This is a genomic window from Kitasatospora purpeofusca (assembly GCF_042691725.1).
GTDB lineage: Bacteria > Actinomycetota > Actinomycetes > Streptomycetales > Streptomycetaceae > Kitasatospora > Kitasatospora purpeofusca_B.
In genome coordinates this window covers 7,980,471-8,001,374 of the sequence record NZ_CP170483.1, presented here as the reverse complement: position 1 = coordinate 8,001,374, position 20,904 = coordinate 7,980,471, and the positions used below count along the sequence as shown (strand labels likewise).

General features: G+C 73.8%; 17 protein-coding genes. 5 read left to right on the top strand and 12 right to left on the bottom strand.

The window, feature by feature from the left end:
- Nucleotides 1-109: 109 nt before the first annotated feature.
- The 6 genes from ACFCLZ_RS34500 to ACFCLZ_RS34475 all read right to left on the bottom strand — a co-directional run bounded on the left by ACFCLZ_RS34500 (nt 110) and on the right by ACFCLZ_RS34475 (nt 7,168).
- Nucleotides 110-1,522 carry a family 2B encapsulin nanocompartment shell protein gene (locus ACFCLZ_RS34500; protein WP_380281831.1) on the bottom strand — a complete coding sequence of 471 codons (1,413 nt, stop codon included), beginning with the start codon at nt 1,520-1,522 and terminating at the stop codon, nt 110-112.
- Nucleotides 1,523-1,963: 441 nt separating this feature from the next.
- A complete protein-coding gene (locus ACFCLZ_RS34495; protein ID WP_380281830.1) occupies nt 1,964-2,479 on the bottom strand; it encodes a hypothetical protein in 516 nt (171 codons plus the stop codon).
- A 186-nt stretch (nt 2,480-2,665) separates the two neighbouring features.
- Nucleotides 2,666-3,745 (bottom strand): hypothetical protein, encoded by a 1,080-nt coding sequence (locus ACFCLZ_RS34490; protein WP_380281829.1) that lies wholly within the window; start codon nt 3,743-3,745, stop codon nt 2,666-2,668.
- Nucleotides 3,746-3,897: 152 nt separating this feature from the next.
- Complete coding sequence (locus ACFCLZ_RS34485) at nt 3,898-4,758, bottom strand: DUF1963 domain-containing protein (RefSeq protein ID WP_380281828.1); 861 nt, start codon at nt 4,756-4,758, stop codon at nt 3,898-3,900.
- A 146-nt stretch (nt 4,759-4,904) separates the two neighbouring features.
- Entirely contained in the window at nt 4,905-5,414 is a 510-nt protein-coding gene (locus ACFCLZ_RS34480) for a hypothetical protein (RefSeq protein ID WP_380281827.1), read from the bottom strand.
- A gap of 191 nt (nt 5,415-5,605) precedes the next feature.
- Nucleotides 5,606-7,168, bottom strand: a complete 1,563-nt coding sequence (locus tag ACFCLZ_RS34475) for a PLP-dependent aminotransferase family protein (protein WP_380281826.1) — start codon at nt 7,166-7,168, stop codon at nt 5,606-5,608.
- 198 nt (nt 7,169-7,366) lie between these two features.
- Here ACFCLZ_RS34475 and ACFCLZ_RS34470 point away from each other — a divergent pair, with 198 nt between their 5' ends.
- Nucleotides 7,367-7,789: a chaplin family protein gene (locus tag ACFCLZ_RS34470; protein WP_380281825.1), complete on the top strand. Its 423-nt coding sequence runs from the start codon at nt 7,367-7,369 to the stop codon at nt 7,787-7,789.
- A 138-nt stretch (nt 7,790-7,927) separates the two neighbouring features.
- Here the strand turns inward: ACFCLZ_RS34470 and ACFCLZ_RS34465 are convergent, their stop codons facing one another.
- Nucleotides 7,928-8,341, bottom strand: coding sequence for a universal stress protein (locus tag ACFCLZ_RS34465; protein ID WP_380286373.1), 414 nt, complete (start codon nt 8,339-8,341; stop codon nt 7,928-7,930).
- 591 nt (nt 8,342-8,932) lie between these two features.
- Between ACFCLZ_RS34465 and ACFCLZ_RS34460 the strand changes: the two genes are divergently transcribed.
- Complete coding sequence (locus tag ACFCLZ_RS34460; RefSeq protein WP_380281824.1) at nt 8,933-9,328, top strand: transglycosylase family protein; 396 nt, start codon at nt 8,933-8,935, stop codon at nt 9,326-9,328.
- Nucleotides 9,329-9,439: 111 nt separating this feature from the next.
- Here ACFCLZ_RS34460 and ACFCLZ_RS34455 read toward each other — a convergent pair whose 3' ends face one another.
- Nucleotides 9,440-10,033 carry a pyridoxamine 5'-phosphate oxidase family protein gene (locus tag ACFCLZ_RS34455; protein ID WP_380281823.1) on the bottom strand — a complete coding sequence of 198 codons (594 nt, stop codon included), beginning with the start codon at nt 10,031-10,033 and terminating at the stop codon, nt 9,440-9,442.
- Between the two features lie 176 nt (nt 10,034-10,209).
- Here ACFCLZ_RS34455 and ACFCLZ_RS34450 point away from each other — a divergent pair, with 176 nt between their 5' ends.
- Nucleotides 10,210-11,019, top strand: coding sequence for a DeoR/GlpR family DNA-binding transcription regulator (locus ACFCLZ_RS34450; RefSeq protein WP_380281822.1), 810 nt, complete (start codon nt 10,210-10,212; stop codon nt 11,017-11,019).
- A 54-nt stretch (nt 11,020-11,073) separates the two neighbouring features.
- Here the strand turns inward: ACFCLZ_RS34450 and ACFCLZ_RS34445 are convergent, their stop codons facing one another.
- From ACFCLZ_RS34445 to ACFCLZ_RS34435, 3 genes are read right to left on the bottom strand one after another with little or no spacing between them, the layout of a single operon-like run.
- Nucleotides 11,074-12,186, bottom strand: coding sequence for an ABC transporter permease (locus tag ACFCLZ_RS34445; RefSeq protein ID WP_380281821.1), 1,113 nt, complete (start codon nt 12,184-12,186; stop codon nt 11,074-11,076).
- Complete coding sequence (locus ACFCLZ_RS34440; RefSeq protein ID WP_380281820.1) at nt 12,183-13,802, bottom strand: sugar ABC transporter ATP-binding protein; 1,620 nt, start codon at nt 13,800-13,802, stop codon at nt 12,183-12,185. The genes ACFCLZ_RS34445 and ACFCLZ_RS34440 overlap by 4 nt, the downstream gene beginning before the upstream one ends.
- Nucleotides 13,795-14,835 (bottom strand): substrate-binding domain-containing protein, encoded by a 1,041-nt coding sequence (locus ACFCLZ_RS34435; protein WP_380281819.1) that lies wholly within the window; start codon nt 14,833-14,835, stop codon nt 13,795-13,797. Before ACFCLZ_RS34435 ends, ACFCLZ_RS34440 begins: the two co-directional genes overlap by 8 nt.
- 238 nt (nt 14,836-15,073) lie before the next feature.
- Here ACFCLZ_RS34435 and ACFCLZ_RS34430 point away from each other — a divergent pair, with 238 nt between their 5' ends.
- Nucleotides 15,074-17,176 carry an alpha-galactosidase gene (locus tag ACFCLZ_RS34430; protein ID WP_380281818.1) on the top strand — a complete coding sequence of 701 codons (2,103 nt, stop codon included), beginning with the start codon at nt 15,074-15,076 and terminating at the stop codon, nt 17,174-17,176.
- A gap of 146 nt (nt 17,177-17,322) precedes the next feature.
- A complete protein-coding gene (locus ACFCLZ_RS34425; RefSeq protein WP_380286372.1) occupies nt 17,323-19,386 on the top strand; it encodes an NPCBM/NEW2 domain-containing protein in 2,064 nt (687 codons plus the stop codon).
- 169 nt (nt 19,387-19,555) lie between these two features.
- Here the strand turns inward: ACFCLZ_RS34425 and ACFCLZ_RS34420 are convergent, their stop codons facing one another.
- Entirely contained in the window at nt 19,556-20,767 is a 1,212-nt protein-coding gene (locus tag ACFCLZ_RS34420; RefSeq protein ID WP_380281817.1) for a sensor histidine kinase, read from the bottom strand.
- Between the last annotated feature and the right edge of the window lie 137 nt (nt 20,768-20,904).

Here is a 20,904-nt window from a genome sequence, read left to right as displayed (position 1 = left end):
GCCCGCCGCAGGGGCGGGCCGTCCGGCATCCGGTGAAACGATCATGCGGTGGACCGGTTACGCCCGGCCCGGGGCGGGCCCTGCGGGGACGGCCCGCCCGAACTGCGCCTCAGCGGCGCCCGTGCGCGATCTCGACGTTCTCCAGCACACCGACCGCGTCCGGCACCAGGATCGCGGCGGAGTAGTAGGCACTCACAAGGTAGGAGATGATCGCCTTCTCGTCGATGCCCATGAACCGGACCGACAGGCTCGGCTGGTACTCGTCCGGAATGCCGGTCTGGTGCAGGCCGATGACGCCCTGGTTGTCCTCTCCGGTACGGATCACCAGGATCGAGCTGGTGTTCTCCTTGCTGATCGGGATCTTGTTGCACGGCAGGATCGGAACGCCGCGCCACGCCGGCACCTGCTGCCCGCCGAGGTCGACGTGGTGCGGGTAGAGCCCGCGCGCGTTCAGCTCGCGGCCGATCGCGGCGATGGTCCGCGGGTGGGCGAGCAGGTAGTCGGGGTCGCGGCGGCGGTTGAGCAGCTCGTCCAGGTCGTCCGGGGTGGGCGGCCCGGAGTGGGTCTGGATGCGCTGGTCGAAGTCGGCGTTGTTGAGCAGGCCGAACTCCGGGTTGTTGACCAGCTCGTGCTCCTGGCGCTCGCGCAGGGCCTCGATGGTCAGCCGCAGCTGGTGCTCGACCTGGTTCATCGGCTGGTTGTAGAGGTCGGCGACCCGGGTGTGCACCTTGAGGATCGTCTGGGCGACGCTCAGCTCGTACTCGCGCGGCTTGAGCTCGTAGTCCACGAAGGCACCGGGGAGCTGGTACTCGCCGTGGTGGCCCGCCGACATGGCGATCTCGGCCTCGCCGCGCTCGTTCTGGGCCTGGAGCGGCAGGGCCAGGAACGCCTCCAGGTGCTGCTGCAGCGCGGGCGAGTTGTCACGGATCCGCTCGAAGTCCCGGCGGGGCAGCGAGAGCACGGTGCCGCCGGTCACCGTCTTGGCGGTGAACTCCCAGACCGCGTCCGGGTCGAGCACCGCGTGCTCACCGAAGCGGTCGCCGTCGCCGAGCACGCTGACCACCGTCTCGTCACCGTACTTGCCGGTGCCGATCTGGTTGATCTTGCCGTGCGCGATCAGGTAGATCCGGTCCGCCGGGGCACCGCGCTCGGCGAGCACCTCGCCCGGGCCGAAGTCGCGCTGCTCGCAGCGGTCGGCCAGCGCGGCGAGCGCCTCGTCGTCCTCGAAACCGCGCAGCAGGGCGAGTTCGCCGAGCTCCTGCGGGATCACCCGGACCTCGGAACCGGTCTTGATGAACTCGATCCGGCCATCACCGACGGTGTAGGTCAGTCGGCGGTTGACCCGGTAGGCGCCACCGGCCGCCTGCACCCAGGGCAGCACCTTCAGCAGCCAGCGGGAGGTGATCTCCTGCATCTGCGGTGCGGACTTGGTGGTCGTCGCAAGATTGCGCGCAGCGGCCGTCGTCAGGCTGGACTGCTGGGCCACCTGCGGTGTCTCCGGGCTGGTCGTCTCCACGGACATCGGCAGGGATCTCCTTCGTGTGATCAGGTCACGCCGACCCGTCGTGCGGCCGGCGACAGCCGGTGCCTCGATGGCGACGGATCATCAGATACGCGTATCGGTGGGAGTGTTGGCGGCCTTCGCGATGCGGTTGCACCCGCTCGGGCAATCCATCGGAACCCTAGATCACCAAGGGCTCGGCAACCCCGCACCGCAGCCGACTGCCCCCCGATAGGGTGAATCTCTCCGATCGGAAGGTTTGAATCCGAGGAGCGCGCGCCGCCGGGGCCGATCGTTGCTGCGCATGCGAATCACCCAGACGTAGGAACGATTCACTCCACCCGAACGGGGGAGCGGGAGAGCCCGCACCTCGAGCGGCGGGGCCCGGGCTCATCAAACGCGTGTTCGAGCTTCGAACACAGTGCGATCGCGGGCGGCGGCGGGGCCTCCCCGGGGCCCGGATCACACCAGCGCCGGCTCCTCCGCGAACTGCGGCTCGGCGGTGAACCAGAGGCGTCGGGAGACCTCGCGGTGGGCGCGCAGGTGGTCCAGCGCGGTCGCCGGGCGCGGCAGGCTCTGCCGCAGGTCCGGCTCGCCGACGAACCGCGCCCAGCGGAAGCAGTAGCCGCAGTAGGCGTGGCAGTTCTGCCCCTGCGCGGGGAACAGCAGCACCGTCTCCCGGTACTTGTGCTGGAGCCCCGGCACCGGGCGGCCGTGGAGCTGGGGGATGTTCTCCTCCAGCTGCCCGCCCGGGTGCGGGTTGAGCGCCCGCCGGGCGGCGGCGACCGCCTCCGCCAGCCGCTCGCGCGGGGCGTCCTCGGTGAGCAGCGCGGAGATCCGGTCGAAGAGCTCCGGCGGGAGCATGTCCCGGTGCGGGAAGGTCAGCCGGTACATCGGATCGTCGGGCACCCGGTCCCAGTCGATCAGCTCGTCCAGGACGTGGTTGTTCACCTTGAACGGCAGGACCGCCGCGACCACCGCGATCTCGTGCCGCAGCCGCCCGTCCGCCCCGGCGAGCTGGGGCAGCCCGGACAGCCGGTGGCCGGCGATCGCGCGCAGCTTCGGCCCGGGCCGCCCGCGGGGTCGTCGTTCACGCCCTGGTCTCGTACGGTTCGCACCCGTGTCACCCTTCTCCCGGCCGCTCCCCGCGGCCCCGCGGGCAGCCTAACCTTCGCGCCGTGACCGCTCGTCAGGGGGACGGGGAGCTACGGACGTTGGATTCGCCCGGGCGCGCGGTGGCCGGCTCCGGGGCGGGTGCAGGGAGCGCCAGTGCGCCATCCACCAGAGCCCGCTCACCAGGACCGAGAGGCCGATCAGCACCAGGGCCAGAACCGGCCAGCGGCTGTCGGCGAGCCGGATGTCGGCGACCAGGAGGACGCCCACCGCGGCGATCGGTACGAACAGCGCGAGCACGGCCCGGCCGGCGGCCGCCACCACCCCGGGATCGGTCCGGGCCGGACGGGGCCCGGGCCGGTCGGCCGGCCCCCCGCCGAAGTGGAAGGCGAGCGCGCGGGCGGCCAGCCGGTCGGTGGCCCGGTTGTAGGAGAACGCCATGTAGGGGAGCCAGATCAGCGGGGCGACGACACCCACCAGGAGCACCAGGGCGAGCAGCGCCCACTCCCCCGCGGTCCGCCACCGGGACGGCGGCGGGACGACGCCCTCGCTGGTCAGCCCGAGCAGGCGGGCCATCCGCCACAGCAGTGAGCCGAACCCCCGGAAGCGGCCGGTGGGACCGCTCCGCTCGGCCCCGGGCGGCGGGCCGGCCGCGAGGGCCCGTTCGGCGGCGGCGAGGTCCGGGTGGGCCGCCTGGAGGACGAGCAGCTCGGGGGCGCGGGCCCTGGCCGTGGGGTCCTTGCCGGCCAGGGCGGCGAGTTCCAGCAGCAGCTGCCCCTGGGCCAGCAGCGCGGTGCAGAAGGCGAACGGGGCCATCCAGAGGAACGGGCCGGCGACGAACGCGCCCTCGCTCTGGCTGACCCGCCTGGCGCGGTCGACGGCCCGCTCGGCCAGGTCGCGCTCCGAGGCGTCCGGGTGGGCCGCCCGGAGCTCCGCGACCCGGCGGGCGGCGCGCGGCCCGCGGTGGCGGACGGCGAAGACCGCGAGCAGCTCCGGCATCCGGGCCGGGTGGGCGCGCATCGAGCGCATCAGCTCGACGACGGGGGCGCCCTCGTCGGCCCCGGGGGGCCCGGGCTGCTCAGGGTGTCCGGGATCCGGGTGCCCGGGGTCCGGTTCTGTCGTTGGGGCCACGTCCGTCCCACCGCTCCGCCGCGCGCTCCGGCCGTGCCCGGGCCGGCGGCCGAATCCTCCCGGGCCTCCTCCAGCCTAGGGCGTGTCCGAGGATTCGCGCCCGGCGGGAATCCTCGGACACGCTCCCGGGTCCGCGGCCCGGCTCCCGCCCGTCAGGCGATCTCGAAGCCGTGCCGGACCCGGTCGAAGCGCCCGGCCGCGAGGTCCTCGTGGGTGATCCAGAAGGAGACGTTGACGCACTCGCCCCAGTCGGCGGCCAGCACACCGCTCTCGATCTGGAGCAGCGGGCGGTGGCCCTCGGGGCGGCCGGTGTCGGTGTCGCACCAGCCGAGCACCCGGACCGCGGGGCGCGGCAGCTGCTCGGCGAGGTCCTGGGCCAGGTCGAGGGCGATCAGGAAGTCGTCGGGGAACAGCCGCTCCAGCTCGCGGTCCTGGTAGGACGGCGCGGACAGGGCCCGGACCGCCCGGACCGGGACCGCCGGGACGGCGGGCGTGCCCCGCTCGGCGACCGGCGCGCGTCGCGGCGGCGCACCGGCGGGCACGTGCAGGACGCGGCAGCCGCGACCGGTGAAGTCGGAGAGCCACTCGTCCTGGAAGAAGAGCAGCAGCCCGTCGGCGGGCAGCGGCCAGCCGCCGGCGTCCGGCCCGCCGGCCCCGAAGGCCGCGGCGAGCGCCGCGCAGTCGAGCTGGGCGAGCAGCTGCATCGGGCGGTCGGCGAACGCCGGCCAGTCGGTGCCCGCCGGCAGCGCGGGCAGCCCGCCGAGCCGTCCGACGACGCCGGAGCACACCGCGCCCTCGGCGCCCTCGGCGTCCTCGGCGTCCTCGGAGCCTGCACCGTCCTCCGCGTCCGCCACGGGGTCGAGGACGAGGGAGGAGCGGAACAGCCCGTGGACCAGGGGCGCCAGCCGCTCGCCGGCCCGGGCGCGGATCAGCTCCGCGACCTCGCCGGGTATCGGCGGCACGCCCTCTCCGGGGACGGTCACGCGGGTGTCGGTGGTCACGGGTTCGGCCATGCGCCAAGCCTGCCACGGGGGTCCGACAACGCCGGGGCGGCAGCGGCCGCGGGGGGCGGCGCCGGGAGCGGCGAAGGCCCCGTCAGGTGCCGCTACGGGGGCGACCGGCACCTGACGGGGAGTCATCGGGGAAAAGGGCGCGACCGTCAGGAACAGACGACCTCGTTGCCGGGGACCTGGAAGATGCCGGAGTCGCTGGCGGTGCCGTTCGCGTACTCGTAGTAGAGGTAGGTGTAGAAGTCGATCCGCGCGCCGTTGCCGCAGACCGAGTCGGCGCCGATGGTGTAGGTCAGCGTGACCGTGGTGGTGGCGCCGGCCGCGACCGGGACGGAGTGGTGGACCAGGCCGCTGGTGGCCCCGGTGTCACAGCTGGTGACGTTGCCGCCGCAGGCGGAGAAGGCGTACTTCAGGCCGGTGTTCAGGGTGGTGGCGTAGGTCGGCTGGACGGACTCGTAGACGAACTGGGCGGCCGTGTCGTGCGGGTTGGTCAGGGTGAGCGTCACCGTGACGGCGGAGCCGGGGGTGGCGGTCGTCTTGTCGACGGCGACGGCCAGTACCGGGGTGCCGGCGTGGGCGGGGGTCGCCGACAGCAGCAGGGCGACGACGAAGGCGAGGATCGCGGGGAGGCCGAAGCGGCTCAGGAATGAAGTGCGCATGACCAAGGAGCGTAAGCGGCCGCCCGGGCGCCGGTGGCCGCCTCCGCACCGGTCCGTACCGGCATATGACGGGCGAGCGGACACCTGGGCCATTACCTTCCGGTTCCCCTCGCAGCCGGGCGGCCGCAGCCCTACCCTCCGCGCCCGCCGCGCCCGCCCGCCCGCGCGGCCGGCGGTCACAGCGGCGGCGGTCAGAGCGGCGGCGGCAGGATCGCGCAGAGCGCCTCCAGTGCCGCCGGGTAGGCGTGGTCGGGCGGGGTCGCGTAGCCGACCACCAGGCCGTCCACCGCCGGCATCTCCTCGGGGGCGAGCAGCGGGTGCCGGAAGTCGGCCAGGCCGTCCAGAGCCAGGCCCCGGTAGGCGGCCGCCTTGAGCACCGAGCGCTCGGTACCGGTTGCGAGCCGGAGCACCGCGTGCAGTCCGGCCGCGATCCCGGTGACCTCGATGTGCGGGGCCCGCTCGGCCAGCGCGTCGACCAGCCGGTCGCGGCGGTCGCGGTAGCGGCGGCGCATCCGCCGCACGTGCCGGTCGTAGCCGCCCGCGTCGATGAACTCGGCCAGGGTCAGCTGGTCCAGCGTGCTGACCCAGCCCTCCCGCTCCCCCTTCGCGGCGAGCACCCGGTCCACCAGGTGGTCGGGCAGCACCATCCAGCCCAGCCGCAGCGCCGGGCTGAGGCTCTTGCTGGCCGTCCCGAGGTAGACCACCCGTTCCGGGTCCAGGCCCTGCACCGCGCCGACCGGCTGCCGGTCGTAGCGGAACTCGCCGTCGTAGTCGTCCTCCAGGACCAGCCCGCCCCGGGCGCGCGCCCAGTCGACCACGGCCGCCCGGCGGCCGGCGTGCAGCGGTCCCCCGGTCGGGAACTGGTGGGCGGGGGTGAGCAGCGCCGTCCGGACCTCGCGGTGGTGTGCCAGGGCGCCGACCCGCGCGCCGCGCTCGTCGAGCGGGAGCGGAACGGCGGTGACCCCGGCGGCGGCCAGCAGAGCGCGGTGGAAGGCCAGGCCGTAGCCCTCCACGGCGAGCGGGCCGGCGCTCCGGGCGGGGAGCACGGCGCGCGGGCCGTCGAACAGCAGGCGCAGGGCGTGGGCGAAGCCGGAGCAGATCACGATCCGGTCCGGGTCGGTCCGCACCCCGCGGGCCCGGGCGAGGTAGTCGGCGAGGACCTCGCGCAGTTCGCGCCTGCCCTGCGGGTCACCGGGGCCGAAGGCCTCGTTGGGCGCGGCGCCGAGCGCCCGGCGCCCGGCGGCGAGCCAGGCGGTGCGCGGGAAGGCGGCGGCGTCGGGCTGGCCCTGCCGCAGGTCGTGGGCGGGGCGCGGTGGGCGCGAGGAACGGCGGGCGCGGTTCGCGGCGGCGGGCTCGGCCCGTTCGGCGACGGCGGTGCCCGAGCCCTGGCGGGCGGTGAGCCAGCCCTCGGCGACCAGTTCGGCGTAGGCGTCGGCGGCGGTGTTGCGGGCGATGCCGAGGTCGGCGGCGAGCGTGCGGTAGGGCGGCAGCCGGGTGCCGGGGGCGAGTCGGCCGCTGCGGATCCCCTCGCGCAGGGCGGCCATCAGGGCGGACCGGCGGCTGCCGGCGGCGGGCAGGTCGAGGTGCAGATCGGTGCCGGACGGGCCGGCGTCGGAGCGGGTCGCGGCGGTGGCGTTCACGTCGTCCGTCCGGCGGCCGGGGCGGCGGGACGGCCGTACGGCGGGGCGCGCGGCCTCGCCCGTTCCGGCGGGGCGGTGGGGTGTCCGGGGCGGATCGACCGAGGTGTCCGTCATGGCCATGCACCCTAGCGCCGGGCCCGTACGCCCCCGGGGCCGGGCCCGCCGCCCCGGAACGCCGGGAGGCGGGGTCCGGGGAGGATGCGCCGGGCGGGTGGCGGCGTTCCTGCATCGGTGTGCGCTTCCGACTGCGATCGGGTGATCGGATGGTCGGATTGTGTCGTCCTCAGCGTGTCGGCTGGCTATTCCTTCGGCATGACCAACACCAGGAAGTACCTGATCGCCTTCGGCCTCAGCGCCGCGCTGGCGGTCCTGTCCGCCGGCCCCGCCTTCGCGGGCGACTGCGACGAGCACGAGCACGGGCAGGCGCACGGGCAGGAGCACGAGCACGGGAAGGAACACGGCAAGGAGCACGGGAAGGAACACGGCAAGGAGCACGGCAAGGAGCACGGGAAGGAGCACGGGAAGGGGCAGGAGCACGAGCACCACGCCCCCACCACCCCCTCCCACCCCGGCTTCCACGGAGGAGGCGGCGGCGGCACCACCTGTATCAACGAGGGCGGGGCCTCGGCCACCGGTGTGGTGACCGGGTCGCCGGGCGTGCTGTCCGGCAACCAGATCCAGATCCCGATCAGCATCCCGATCAACGTCTGCGGCAACAGCCTCTCCGTCCTCTGACCGAAGCCCGCGCGCCGGCCCGGTGCCGGCGCCCCCACCGCACGCCGAGGGCTGCGGTCCCGGAACCCCGGGGCCGCAGCCCGCTCTCCTTCCGCCCCGCGACGAGCGCCCGCGAACCAGCGCCTACGGGACCAGCACCTACGGGACCACCGTGACCGGCCAGCGGCCGGCCTTGACCAGCCGCACCGCCACCGACCCGATCACCCGGTGCCCGGCCTGCTCGGACGCGCCGACCACCACGCCGTCGGCCCGCAGCTCGTCCGCCAGCCGCGCCAGCCCCGTGTACGGGTCGCCGCGCACGGTCAGGAACCGCCACTCCAGCTGCCAGACGTCGCGCATCCGGTGCTCGGTCTCACGGATCGCGGTGAGCAGTTCCTCGGCGATCTCCCGGGTGGTCTCCTCGACGGCCGCGCCGGCCAGGGCGGTGGCCGCGCCCAGGACGGGCTGGATGTAGGCGATCGCCAGGGTGGCGTTCTGCCGCCGGGCCAGGCCGGCCGCGTAGGCGGTGGCGCGCCAGGAGGAGTCCGAGCCGTCCAGGCCCGCCAGGATCATCCTGGGCCCGTCGGTACCCAGCTCGAACCCGGCCGGGGCGGCCGCCGCGCCCGGTTCCCCGCCCTCGAAGGCCGCCTCGTCCCGCTCCGCATCGCTCTCGTTGGTCATGGCCCGAGGCTATGCCGGACACGGCGGGTGACCGCACGGGGCTCGACGGGTGAGGGCTGTGGTGCGGGCCACCCGGACCACCGGCGCCGGACCGCCGGACGGCCGGATTCGGGCACGGCGCGACGAGGGCCCGTCACTCGCCGTCGACCGTGTGCGCGGCCTCACAGGGCCCCCACTGTGGCCCGGACCACTTTCCCCAGGGATTTGATCTTGAAAATCGGGACATTTGCCTTCAAATCCACCCATTTTCTTGATCCTTACGCGTGGTAACCCTGCTCTGACGTGGCTAAACCTGCGATTCCTTGAAACGCCCCTCCAGCCCCCGTAACTTCGAAGTCGTTGCACCGAGCAAGCCGCTCACGAGGGCCTCACCGCCCCGGAGCGCACCCGGTGCCGAACCACGCGAGCGACGTGTCCCCGAAACCGACGGCCTTCCGAGGGCCTGGTTCCGCGCGCTCGCAGACCCTCTCCGAAAGGAAACCCATGACCTTCCGTAACGAGACCACCGCTGCCACCACCACCACCGCCACCAAGCGCCGCAACCGCGTCCGGATGGCTCTGATGGCCGGGGCGCTCACCGCCCTCCCGGTGGCCGGCCTCGTCGCGGCCAACAGCGCTTCCGCCGCTCCGGCCTCCGTCTGGGACAAGGTCGCCGCGTGCGAGGCGACCGGCAACTGGGCCATCAACTCCGGCAACGGCTTCTACGGCGGCCTGCAGTTCACCTCCAGCACCTGGGCCGCCTTCGGTGGCACCGCGTACGCCCCGCAGGCGCACCAGGCCACCAAGGCGCAGCAGATCGCCATCGGCGAGAAGGTCCTCGCCGCCCAGGGCCCCGGCGCCTGGCCGGTCTGCTCCGTCAAGGCCGGTCTGACCAAGTAGGACCCGCTTCCCCCTCCCCCGGGGAGCACGCACGACAACGCCGCTGCACCCGGCCGGGCCCACGAAGGGCCGGTCGGCGTCCAGCGGCGTCGTGCTGTGCGCGGACCCCCGTCACCCGGCCGGTCCGGGGCGGACGGGGAGCGGCAGCGGGATCGCCGGCAGTCCGTCGAGGCTGGTCGCCACGTGCGGCTTCCGTTCGCAGTAGTCGCTGAACTCCTCCTCCGTCTTGCGACCGAAGTACTGCGCGTGCAGGTCCCGGTCCTCCCGGTAGTCCATCAGCGGAACGGCGTAGCCGCAGGAGTCGCCGACCCGCTCCGCCGCCACCAGGACGATCGCGCGCAGCGAGGGCCCGTCGGCGGCCGGGTCGAAGCGTGCGAGCAGCGCGGCGAAGCGCGGGTCGTCGCGGAACACCGCCTCGCCCCGGCCGTGCACCCGCAGGATCTTCGGCGGCCCCTCGAAGGCGCACCACATCAGGGTGATCCGCCCGTTCTCCCGCACATGGGCCACCGTCTCCGCCCCCGAACCGCCGAAGTCCAGGTAGGCGAGGGTGCGTTCGTCCAGCACGGCGAGCGTCCCGGAGCGGCCCTTGGGCGAGAGGTTGACGTGCCCGTCGGCGGCGAGCGGCGCGGTCGCCACGAAGAAGACGGGCTGGGCCTCGATGAACGCGCGCAAGCGGTCGTCGATCTTCTCGTAGGTCTTTCCCATGGAAGGATTCTGCCGCCGGAAAGCCCCACGGGAGATCGGTTCCGGGATTCGGGACGCCGCCCCGGCCGATCACGGGCCGCGCCTCGGCGGACGGCCGTCGGCGGCCGGACAGTATTCTTGACGGACTCGCGGACCGTCCCGGCCCGGGGCGTACCGGTGTGTGAGGGGAGCGGGCCTTGGCCGACAACGGACTGCTGGCCCACCAGCGGCAGGCGATGATCGCCGAGCTGGTGCGCCGCAGCGGGGCCGTGCGGGTCGCCGATCTGGTCGAGCAGCTGGGCGTCTCCGACATGACGGTGCGCCGCGACCTCGACGCCCTGGAGCGCTCGGGCGTGGTGAAGAAGGTGCACGGCGGGGCCGTCGCGGCCTCCGGCACCGCCATCGACGAGCCGGGGTTCGAGGCGAAGTCGGCTCTGGAGTCGGCCGCGAAGGCCGCCGTGGCGGAGGCCGCGGCCACCCTGGTCGAGCCGGGCAGCGTGGTCGCCGTCGCGGCGGGCACCACGGCGTACGCGGTCGCCGCCCGGCTGCTGCACGTACCGCGGCTCACCGTCGTCACCAACTCGCTGCCGGTCGCGGAGCTGATCCGCTCGACGGACGAGGAGCCGGCGGCGGGCACGCCCTCGCTGCTGCTGACCGGCGGCTCGCCCACCCCTTCGGCGGCGCTGGTCGGCCCGCTGGCCGACCAGGCGGTCCGCTCGCTCCACGTCGACCTGCTGATCCTCGGGGCCCACGGGGTCTGCGAGAAGGCCGGTCTGACCACGCCCAACCTCGCCGAGGCGCAGACCAACCGCGCGCTGATCGCCTCCGCGCGGCGGGTCGCCGTGGTGGCGGACCACACCAAGTGGGGCGTCGTCGCGCTCAGCGGGTTCGCCGCGCTCGACGAGATCGACGTGTTCGTCACCGACTCCGGTCTCCACGCCCAGGCCCGCACCGCCCTGGCGGAGAGCGTCGGGGAACTGGTCGTCGCCCCGGTCCCCTCGGACTGACGCCGGGCGGGCACGACGGTGCCGGCCGGTCCGGCCGGCATGGCCAAACACGCCTCAACCGGGCAGGCCGACCGCGCGGTCGCCGGAGCGGGACTGCTGGACGACCACCGCCACCACCAGGAGGGAGCCCTGGGCGACGTTCTGCCAGAAGGAGTTGATGCCTTCGACGGTGAGCCCGTTCTCCAGGGCGCCGAGCAGGGCGACGGCCAGCAGGGTGCCGCCGATGCCGCCCCGGCCGCCCTTGAGCGCGCAGCCGCCGAGGGCGGCGGCGGTGATCGCCTTGAGTTCCAGGCCCTCGCTGCCGGAGACCGGCTGGCCGGAGCCGGTGCGGGCGGTGAGCAGGATGCCGGCGAGCGCGGCGACCGCGCCGATGAGGGCGTAGACGGCGATCAGGTACTTGTTGATCGCGATGCCGGCCAGCCGGGCGGCGGTGTCGTTGCCGCCGATCGCGTAGAGGTTGCGGCCGAGGTCGGTGTAGGTGAGCAGGACGTGCACCGCGAGCGCGACGAGGATCAGGATCCAGACCATCACCGGCAGTCCGGCGATCCGGCCGCGGCCGAGGAAGACGAACACCGGGTCGCCGAGCACATAGCCCTGCGCCCGCCCGTCCGAGACGAGTTGGGCGATGCCCTTGTAGGCGGCGAGGCCGGCCAGGGTGGCGATGGTCGCGTTGACCCGGCCGCGGACGATGACGAGGCCGTTGACGGTGCCGACCAGGACACCGACCGCCACCGCGGCGGCCGTCCCGGCGAGGGCGTTGGACCCGGCCGAGGTGAACGCCATGGCGCTGACCACGGAGGCCAGGCCGGCCTGCGAGCCGACCGAGATGTCCAGGCCGCCGCAGATGATCACGACGGTCTGGACGACGGCGAGCAGCCCGGTGATGGTCGCGGCCTCGGCGATCACCTGGAGGTTGGTCCAGCCGAGGTAGTTGTCGTCGAGCAGGCCGAAGACGGTGAGGACCAGGGCGAGGGCGCCGAGCAGGCTGAGGTTCTGGCCGCCGATGCCGGCGAGGAGGGCGAGCGGGCGTCCGCCCCGGCGCCGCGGCCGGCCGGGGCCGGATCCCGGTCCGGACCCGGGGTCGGGTTCGCCGGGGCCGGGCTCGCCGGGGCTGCGTTCGCCGGGACCGGGCCGGTCGACGGCGGACGGGGTGGTGGCGCCGGTCATGAGGGTGCTCCCGGGGAGGTCGGGCGGGCGGTGGCACCGGCCGCGGTGATGTCGTCGGCCATGGCGAGTTGCAGGACGGCCTCCTCGGTGGCGTCGGCGCGGTCGAGTTCGCCGGTGACCCGTCCGTTCTGCAGGACGACGATCCGGTCGGCCAGGCCCAGGAGCTCGGGCAGTTCGGAGGAGATGACCAGCAGGGCGACGCCCTCCTCCGCCAGGTCGGCGACGATCCGGTGGATCTCGGCCTTGGCGCCGACGTCGATGCCGCGGGTCGGCTCGTCGAGGATCAGCAGCTTGGGCCGGCGGGCCAGCCAGCGGGCGAGCACGACCTTCTGCTGATTGCCGCCGGAGAGCTTGCGCACCTCGTGCTCGATCGACGGGGCGCGCACCCGCAGCCGGTCCGTGTACGCGCGGGCCAGGTCGCGTTCGGCCGGGCGTTTGACGAAGCGCCAGCGGCGCAGCCGTTCCAGGACGGCGATCGAGGTGTTGTCACGGATCGAGCGGTGCAGGAAGAGCGCCTGGGCCTTGCGCTCCTCGGGGGCGAGGCCGAGGCCGGCGCGGATCACCCGGCCGGGGCTGCCGGTGGGCAGCGGCTGTCCGTCCAGGGTGACGGTGCCGGAGCGCACCGGCAGGTCCCCGGCGAGCGCGAGGGCGAGTTCCGAGCGGCCGGCGCCGATCAGCCCGGCGAGGCCCACCACCTCCCCGGCCCGGACGGTGAGGTCGACGTCGCGAACGTGGTCGGTGGTCAGGCCGCGGGCCCGCAGCACCACGCGGTCGGTGGCGACGTCGCCGCGCACGAACAGGGCGGACAGGTCACGGCCGACCATCTGCCGCACCAGGTCGCCCTCGGTGGTGTCGCGCGCGTCCTGGACGCCGGCCAGTTCGCCGTCGCGCAGGACGGCGATCCGGTCGGCGAGCCGGAAGATCTCGCGCATCCGGTGCGAGACGTAGATGATCGCGACGCCCTGGGCGCGCAGCCGGCCGATGAGGGCGAAGAGGGTGTCGGCCTCCTGCTCGGAGAGCGAGGAGGTGGGCTCGTCGAAGGCGATCAGCTTGGCCTCGCCGGTCAGCGCGCGCATGATCTCGACCAGTTGGCGCTGGGCGGCGGTGAGCCGGGAGCCGGGGAGGTCGGGGTCGAGGACGCCGGTGAAGCCGAGCCGCTCCAGGTCGGCGGTGATCCGGCGGCGCAGGGCGGCGCGGTCCAGCCGGCGGCCGCGGCCGGTGGGGAGGGCGCCGGCGTAGACGTTCTCGGCGACCGAGACGTGCGGGACGATCTCGGGTTCCTGCGGGACGATGCGGATGCCGAGGGCGCGGGCCTGGGCCGGGGAGCGCAGGTCGACGGGGCGGCCGTCGAGCAGGACGCGGCCCTCGGTGGGCCGGTGGTCACCGGTGAGGATCTTCAGCAGGGTGGACTTGCCGGCGCCGTTCTCGCCCATCAGCGCGGTGACCGCGCCCCGGGGGAAGTCGAGGGTGACGCCGCTCAGGGCCCGGACCGGTCCGAAGGCCTTGCTGACGGCCACCACGCCGGTGGTGCCGGGCGGCCCTGCGGCGGCCACGGCGGCCGGATCCACGGTGGCCGAACCCGCAGGCGCCGACTTCTCCGTGGCCCGCTCAGCCACAGGTGACTCCCGCGCCCTGCCAGCTGGCGGCGTCGACCATGGTGGTGCGCGCGAACAGCTCGGCCGGCAGGTCCTTTCCGTTCTTGAGCTTGTCGTACATCGTCTGGACGGCGAGCGCGCCGACCTCCTTGCCGTTGATGAACAGCGCGGCCTTCATCCCGGTCGGCTTGCCCGCGCCCCAGTCCTTGCAGGCGAGGTAGGCGCCGAGGCCGACGCCGATCACGTCGTCCGCGCCGACGCCGGCGTTCTGCAGCGCGGTGACGCCGCCGTGCACGTTCTCGTCGTTGCAGCCCCACACCACCCAGTGCTTGACGCCCGTGTTGGCGGTGACGGTCGCGGCGACCTTGTCCTGCGCGCCGGTGGGGGTGTTGTCGGTGGCGACGTCGATGGTCCGGACGCCGGGGGCGGCCGCGTCGAAGGCCTCCTTGGCCGCCTTGACCCGGTCCCCGCAGACGGTGACGTCCTGCTTCCAGGCCGCGACGACCCGGGTGTCGGCCGCCGCCCAACCGGCCTTGGTGTACTCCTCGGCGGCGCGCCGGCCGACCTCGGCGCCCATCTGGGCGCCGCTGAAGCCGATCCGCGGCACCAGGTCGGCCTTGGCGCAGGCCGCCGGGTCGGGGCCGGTGGCGCAGACCTGGTCGTCGGAGGTGAGCAGCGCGATCCCGGCGTCCCGGACGGTCCGCACGACCTGCGGCCCGACGGCCGGGTCGGGGACGACGACGATCACGCCGTTGGTCTTCCGGGCGACGGCCGCCTGGACCTCGCTGACCGTCTTGTTGGCGTCGCTGCCGAGGTTGACCACCTTGAGGTCGACGCCGAGTTCGGCGGCCTTGGCCTTCGCTCCGGCGGCCTCGCCGATGAAGTACTCCTGGTCGCCCTGCTTCTGCAGATAGGTGATCGAGATCTTCCCGCTGACCGGCGCCACCGAGGCGTTGCCGGTGGTCGTCTCCTGCCCGTCGGAGCAGGCGGCGGTCAGGCCGAGGGCCAGCAGGAGGGAGCCGGCCGCAGCGCGGCGGCGGGTGCTTCTGGTCATGGAGGGGACCGCTCCTCATCAGCAGAACCAAACAGATTTCAACGCGATGTGAAATATCACACCCCGCCCTGACGGGCCGTCAAGCCCCTTGCAGCGGAAAGGCACTCTTGAGTGTCGACTTCTGTCATGCCTATGCTGCGTTGCTTTCTGTTTGAAAAACAGACAGAAAACATCAGCGCGACTCCCCTTCACCAGCGAACCTCATGCGCCCCCACCCGCGCGCACCCCTGGAGCGCCCATGCGCAGAACCGCGCCCCGCCCCGTCCCCCGCACCCTGCTGGCGCTGGCCCTCGCCCCGGCCTGCCTCGGCACGCTCGCCCTCGGCCCCGCGACGCCCCCCGCCGCGGCCGCGCCCACAGCCGTGACCGTCGAGAACGGACAGGCCCTCACCCCGCCGATGGGCTGGAACTCCTGGAACACCCTCGGCACCGCCGTCACCCAGGAACAGGTCGTCCAGACCATCGACTTCATGGTCGCCCGCGGCCTGGTCGCGGCCGGCTACAACACCGTCACGATCGACGACGGGTGGTCGCTGGGCCACCGCGACGGCCAGAGCGCCGACTTCGCCAAGACGCCCGAGGGCGCCATGCAGCTCTACGACGCCAACCGCAACCCCGTCAGCGGCACCGACGGCACCGGCACCGACGTCACCAGCGGGCACCTGGTGCCCGACCCGGCGCGCTTCCCCTCCCGCACCGTCGCCGGCCGCACCGTCAACGGCATCGAGTACCTCTCCTGGTACGCGCACGGCAAGGGGATGAAGTTCGGCGTCTACGCCACCACCACCTACACCACCTGCCAGGGCCACCCCGGCAGCCTGGGCCACGAGAGCACCGACGCCGCCGACTTCGTGGCCTGGGGCGTCGACTACGTGAAGTACGACGACTGCCCCTACGGTCCGCAGATCGTCGGACCGGACGGCCACAACTACTACACCCAGGGCATCGGCCGGGAGCTCACCCGCTCGCTCTACGCCCGCGCCCAGGACTTCCGCCGGGCGCTGGACACCGCCTCGGCCGCGCAGAACCGGCCCCGGGTCACCCTGAGCGTCTCCGCCCAGCCCGTGCACACCGGCATCCCGCACCTGCTGGCCGCGGACGACCCGGCCCGCACCGACCCGGTCGTCGTCGCGGCCGGCACCCCGGCGCGCGAGGCGCCCGGTTACGCGCCGACCGGGAAGTGGTGCGGCCAGGTCGCCAACCTGTGCCGGATCGGCGGCGACCGCGGGCCCGACCTGGACGGCGTGCTCTACAACGGTCAGCTGCGGACCGCCCTGGACTACCCGGGCAACGTGCGGCCGGGCAGCTGGAATGACATGGACATGATGTTCGCCGGCTGGCTGTACCCCTACGGCGTCTACGGCACCACCGACAGCTGCCTCTGCCACAAGCCGATGACCGACGACGAGTCGCGCAGCGAGATGTCGATCCTCGCGATGATGGCCGCCCCGCTGATCAGCGGGGCCGACCTGCGCACCGCGGCCGACTCCCGCCACACCGACCAGGGCGTCACCTGGACCACCGGCATCGGCGACTCCGCCCTGGCGATCTACAAGAACACCGACGTCATCGCGGTGGACCAGGACCGCCTCGGCAAGCCGGCCACCCTGGTCGGCGCCCCGCCCAACAGCCCCACCGCGCCGATCGTGCTCAAGCGCCAACTGGCCGACGGCGACACGGCCGTGCTGCTGGTCAACCAGGACCCGTCCGGCCGGCAGAACATCACCACCACGCTCACCGACCTCGGGCTCACCGGCCCCGGCTACACGGCCAAGGACCTCTGGAGCGGCGCCACCGGCACCTTCACCAACACCGTCGGGTCCTGGGTGGCCCCGCACGGCGTCGCGCTGTACCGCCTCAAGCCGCTGCCCGTCACCGGGCCGGCCGCCGTCGTCGGCGACGGCCGCTACCACGGCATCAGCGCGGGCGGGACCGGCGGCCAGGCCCTGGAGGTCCGGGGCACGTGCTCCGCGCCGGACGGCTCGACCACCGACATCAACACCTGGTGGGACTGGCACACCTCGGAGCAGTGGAAGTTCACCCCGAACCCCGACGGCACCGTGCGCATCACCGACAACTGCGACACGCCCACCCAGGTGCACGGCACGCTGACCGGCGGCAACGGGGCCGGCTCGGCCGCCTGGGTGCTCAACCGCTGGGACCCCAACAGCCCGCACCAGAAGTGGCGGGTCCTGCAGAACAGCGCCACCGGCGCGCTGACCATCACCAACGTCGCCACCGGGCTGGCCCTGGACGCGCCGCAGGCGGCGCCGACCTCCTCGGTCGTCCTCGGCGCACCGAACCCGGCCGCCCCCGGCCAGGCCTGGACGCTGCTCAACTGAGCGGCCGCATCCCTCCCCGCCCCATGACTTCGGCCAACTCCCCTGGCCCGCCCGCCCTTTCGGCTCTCTCATCTGGAGGACACGTGCGCACCCCCGATGCCCGACCACGCCGCCGCTTCGCGGCCGCGCTGACCGCGCTCACCCTGATGGCCGGCGGCGGCGCCCTCACCGTCGGGCTCCAGCTCGCCACCGCGCCACCGGCCGCGGCCCTCGACAACGGCCTCAACCTGACCCCGCAGATGGGCTTCAACAACTGGAACTCCACCTACTGCGGGGACCAGTTCAACGAGGCGATGATCAAGAGCATCGCCGACATCTTCGTCAGCAAGGGCCTCAAGGAGGCCGGCTACCGGTACGTCAACCTCGACGACTGCTGGGCGCTGCCCGAGCGCGACGGCGCCGGCAACCTCGTGCCCGACCCGGTCCGCTTCCCGCACGGCATCAAGGCGCTGGCCGACTACGTGCACGGCAAGGGGCTGAAGTTCGGCATCTACTCCAGCGCCGGCAGCCACACCTGCGACGTCAAGGGCTTCCCCGGCGGTCTCGGCCACGAGCAGCAGGACGCGGACCAGTGGGCCGCCTGGGGCGTCGACTACCTCAAGTACGACAACTGCCACAACCAGGGCGCCGACGCGCAGACCCGGTACCGGACCATGGGCGAGGCGCTCAAGCGGACCGGCCGGCCGATCCTCTACAGCATCTGCGAGTGGGGCAGCACCGGGCCGTGGAACTGGGCGCAGCCGGTGGGCAACTCCTGGCGCACCACCGGTGACATCAGCGACACCTGGCAGAGCATGATCTCCATCGCGCAGGCCAACCAGGGCCTGGCCAACTACGCCAAGCCCGGCGCCTTCAACGACCCGGACATGCTGGAGGTCGGCAACGGCGGCATGACCGGCACCGAGTACCGGACCCACTTCAGCCTCTGGGCGCAGATGGCCGCCCCGCTGATGATCGGCACCGACCTGCGCACCGCCGAGCCGGAGACCCTGGAGATCCTCACCAACCGGGACGTCATCGCGGTGGACCAGGACCCGCTCGGCCGGCAGGGCACCGTGGTCTCCCGGGAGAACGGGCTCGTGGTGATGAGCAAGCCGCTGGCGGACGGCAGCCGTTCGGTGACCCTCACCAACGAGGGCTCCTACGACACCACCATCAGCACCAGCGCGCAGGCCGTCGGCATCGGCGGTGCCGCGTCGTACGCGGTCAGGGACCTGTGGTCCAAGCAGACCTCCACCAGCAGCGGGACGATCAGCGCGGTCGTGCCGGGGCACGGCACGGCCATGTTCCGGGTCACCCCGAGCTCGCCGGTCTCCCCGCCGACCGGGATGACCCGGCTGAGCGATCTGCCGTTCACCTCCGTGTCCAACTTCTGGGGCCCGGTGGAGCGCGACCGCACCAACGGCGACCACCTGGCCGGTGACGGGCAGACCATCACCGTCCGCGGCGTCCCGTACAGCTACGGCCTGGGGGTGCACGCCCCCAGCGACATCGGCTTCCACCTGGGCGGCACCTGCCGCAACCTGGTCACCGACGTGGGGATCGACGACGACGCGTACGGCAACGGCTCGGTGGTGTTCCAGGTCTTCAAGGACGGCGTGAAGGCCGCGGACAGCGGTCCGGTCACCGGCCGGGACGCGGCGAAGCGGCTCACCGCCGACCTCACCGGGGCCCAGGAGCTGCGACTGGTGGTCACCGACGGCGGTGACGGCACCAGTTGGGACCACGCCGACTGGGCGAACGTCCGGATCGCCTGCGGCGACGGCCCGGCCGCCGGCACCCACCAGCTCTCCGACGTCGCCTGGTCCTCCGCCGGCAACAGCTGGGGCCCGGTGGAGCGGGACATGAGCAACGGCGACAACCAGGCGCATGACGGCTCCACGATCACCATCGGGAACGCCACGTACCCGAAGGGCCTGGGCGTCAACGCGTTCAGCGAGATCGTCTACTACCTCGGCGGCTCCTGCTCCGCGCTCAGCACCGATGTGGGCGTGGACGCCGAGGCGCAGGGCCGCGGCTCGGTCTCCTTCGAGATCTACGCCGACGGCACCAAGGTCGCCGACAGCGGCCGGATGACGGCCGCCTCCGGGGTCAAGCACCTCACGGCGGCGCTGGCCGGGGCCAACGAGCTGCGGCTCGTGGTCACGGACGGCGGCGACGGCACCAACAGCGACCACGCCGACTGGGCCGCGCCGGTGCTCACCTGCTGATCGGGGTTCCGATCGGGTACTGATCGGATGCTGATCGGGGCGGGCGCGGTGCCGAGTGGCCCTCGGCACCGCGCCCGCTCACCGTCGGGCGGACTGGCCGTTGCGCGGGTTGGCCGATGCGCGGACTGGCCGATGCGCGGACTGCCGTCGAGCACGCGGGCGCCGGGGCTCAGCCGGTCACCCACCCGGTCACGGCCGTCGCGGCTGCCGCGCCCGAGACTCCCGCGGGCGGACGGCGGGGCACCGTCACGGTGACGGCCACGCCCCCGGAGCTTCCGGCCCCGCCCAGGATGTCCACCCGGCCGCCGAGCAGCGCCACCCGCTCGCGCATCCCGCGTACGCCGCGGCCCGGTTCGGCGCCCCGGGCGGTCCCCCTCCCGTTGTCGGTGACGGTCAACCGGGCGGCCGGACCGTCCAGGGCGAGCCGGACCTCCACCCGCGTCACCCGGCCGTGCCGACGGGCGCCGGCGAGCGCCTCCTGGGCGGCACGGTAGAGGGTGGTGAGCGTCCCGGCGTCGTGTCCCGACTCGTCGCCGGTGACGGTCAGCTCCACCGCCAACCGGTCGTCGCCGAGGTACCGGACGAGCTCGGTGAGCGAGCGCACCAGCGGGAACGGACGGACCTCGCGCAGCACGCTCACCGACTCGCGGACCTCCGCGAGCGCCCGGCCCACCGACCGGCGCGCGGTCGCGAGGGCCCGCGCCGAGGCCTCCGGCTCCAGCCCGCGGAACACCTCGGCCTGCTCCAAGTGCACGCCGACGGCCGTCAGATGGCGGCCGAGGCTGTCGTGGATCTCCCCGGCGGCCCGGGCGCGCTCCTCCGCCGTGGCCAACTCGGCGACCCGCTCCGCGTAGCGGGCCAGCCGCTCGTACGACTCCTCGAGCCACGCCCGCGCCTGCCGCTCGCGGACCGCCGCCCCGGCCATCGCCAGCGCCAGGGCCAGCGCGAGGCCGAACATCAGCACGTCCGACACGTAGGCCGGCCGCACCCACCAGCCCGGCACCAGGACGCTCAGGCCGGTCAGCAGCAGCCCGACGCACCCGGCGGCCCAGGCCAGCGCGGCCCGCCGCCCGAAGGCCAGGTACGCGGTGAACGGCAGCAGCACGAACAGCGCCCGCGACACGCCGGAGCCGTCCACCACCGCGACCGCCGTGAACAGCACCACCCGCGCCGCCAGCAGCAGTTCCGCGGGCAACCGCGCGGCCGGCGCCCGGCCCGGCCCGGGCGCCTCCAGGGCGAACAGCGCCAGCAGGCCCGCCGCGAAGACGGCGAGCCGGGCACCGCCGAACTCCTCGGCGGCGACGGCCGCGTGGTAGAAGCCGGCGGCCAGGACCACCGTGTAGAGCACGGGCGGGATCCACCGCACGACGCGCTGTTCCATCCGTCCTCCCCAGTGTCGACCGGGCCGGTCCCGACCACCGCCGGGGACTGTACCCGGATTCCCGGCCGCCTCCCCTCCCCGACCGAAAGACTCATCGGTGTCCGGTTCACCGAGGAGTGAACACCAGTACGGAAAAG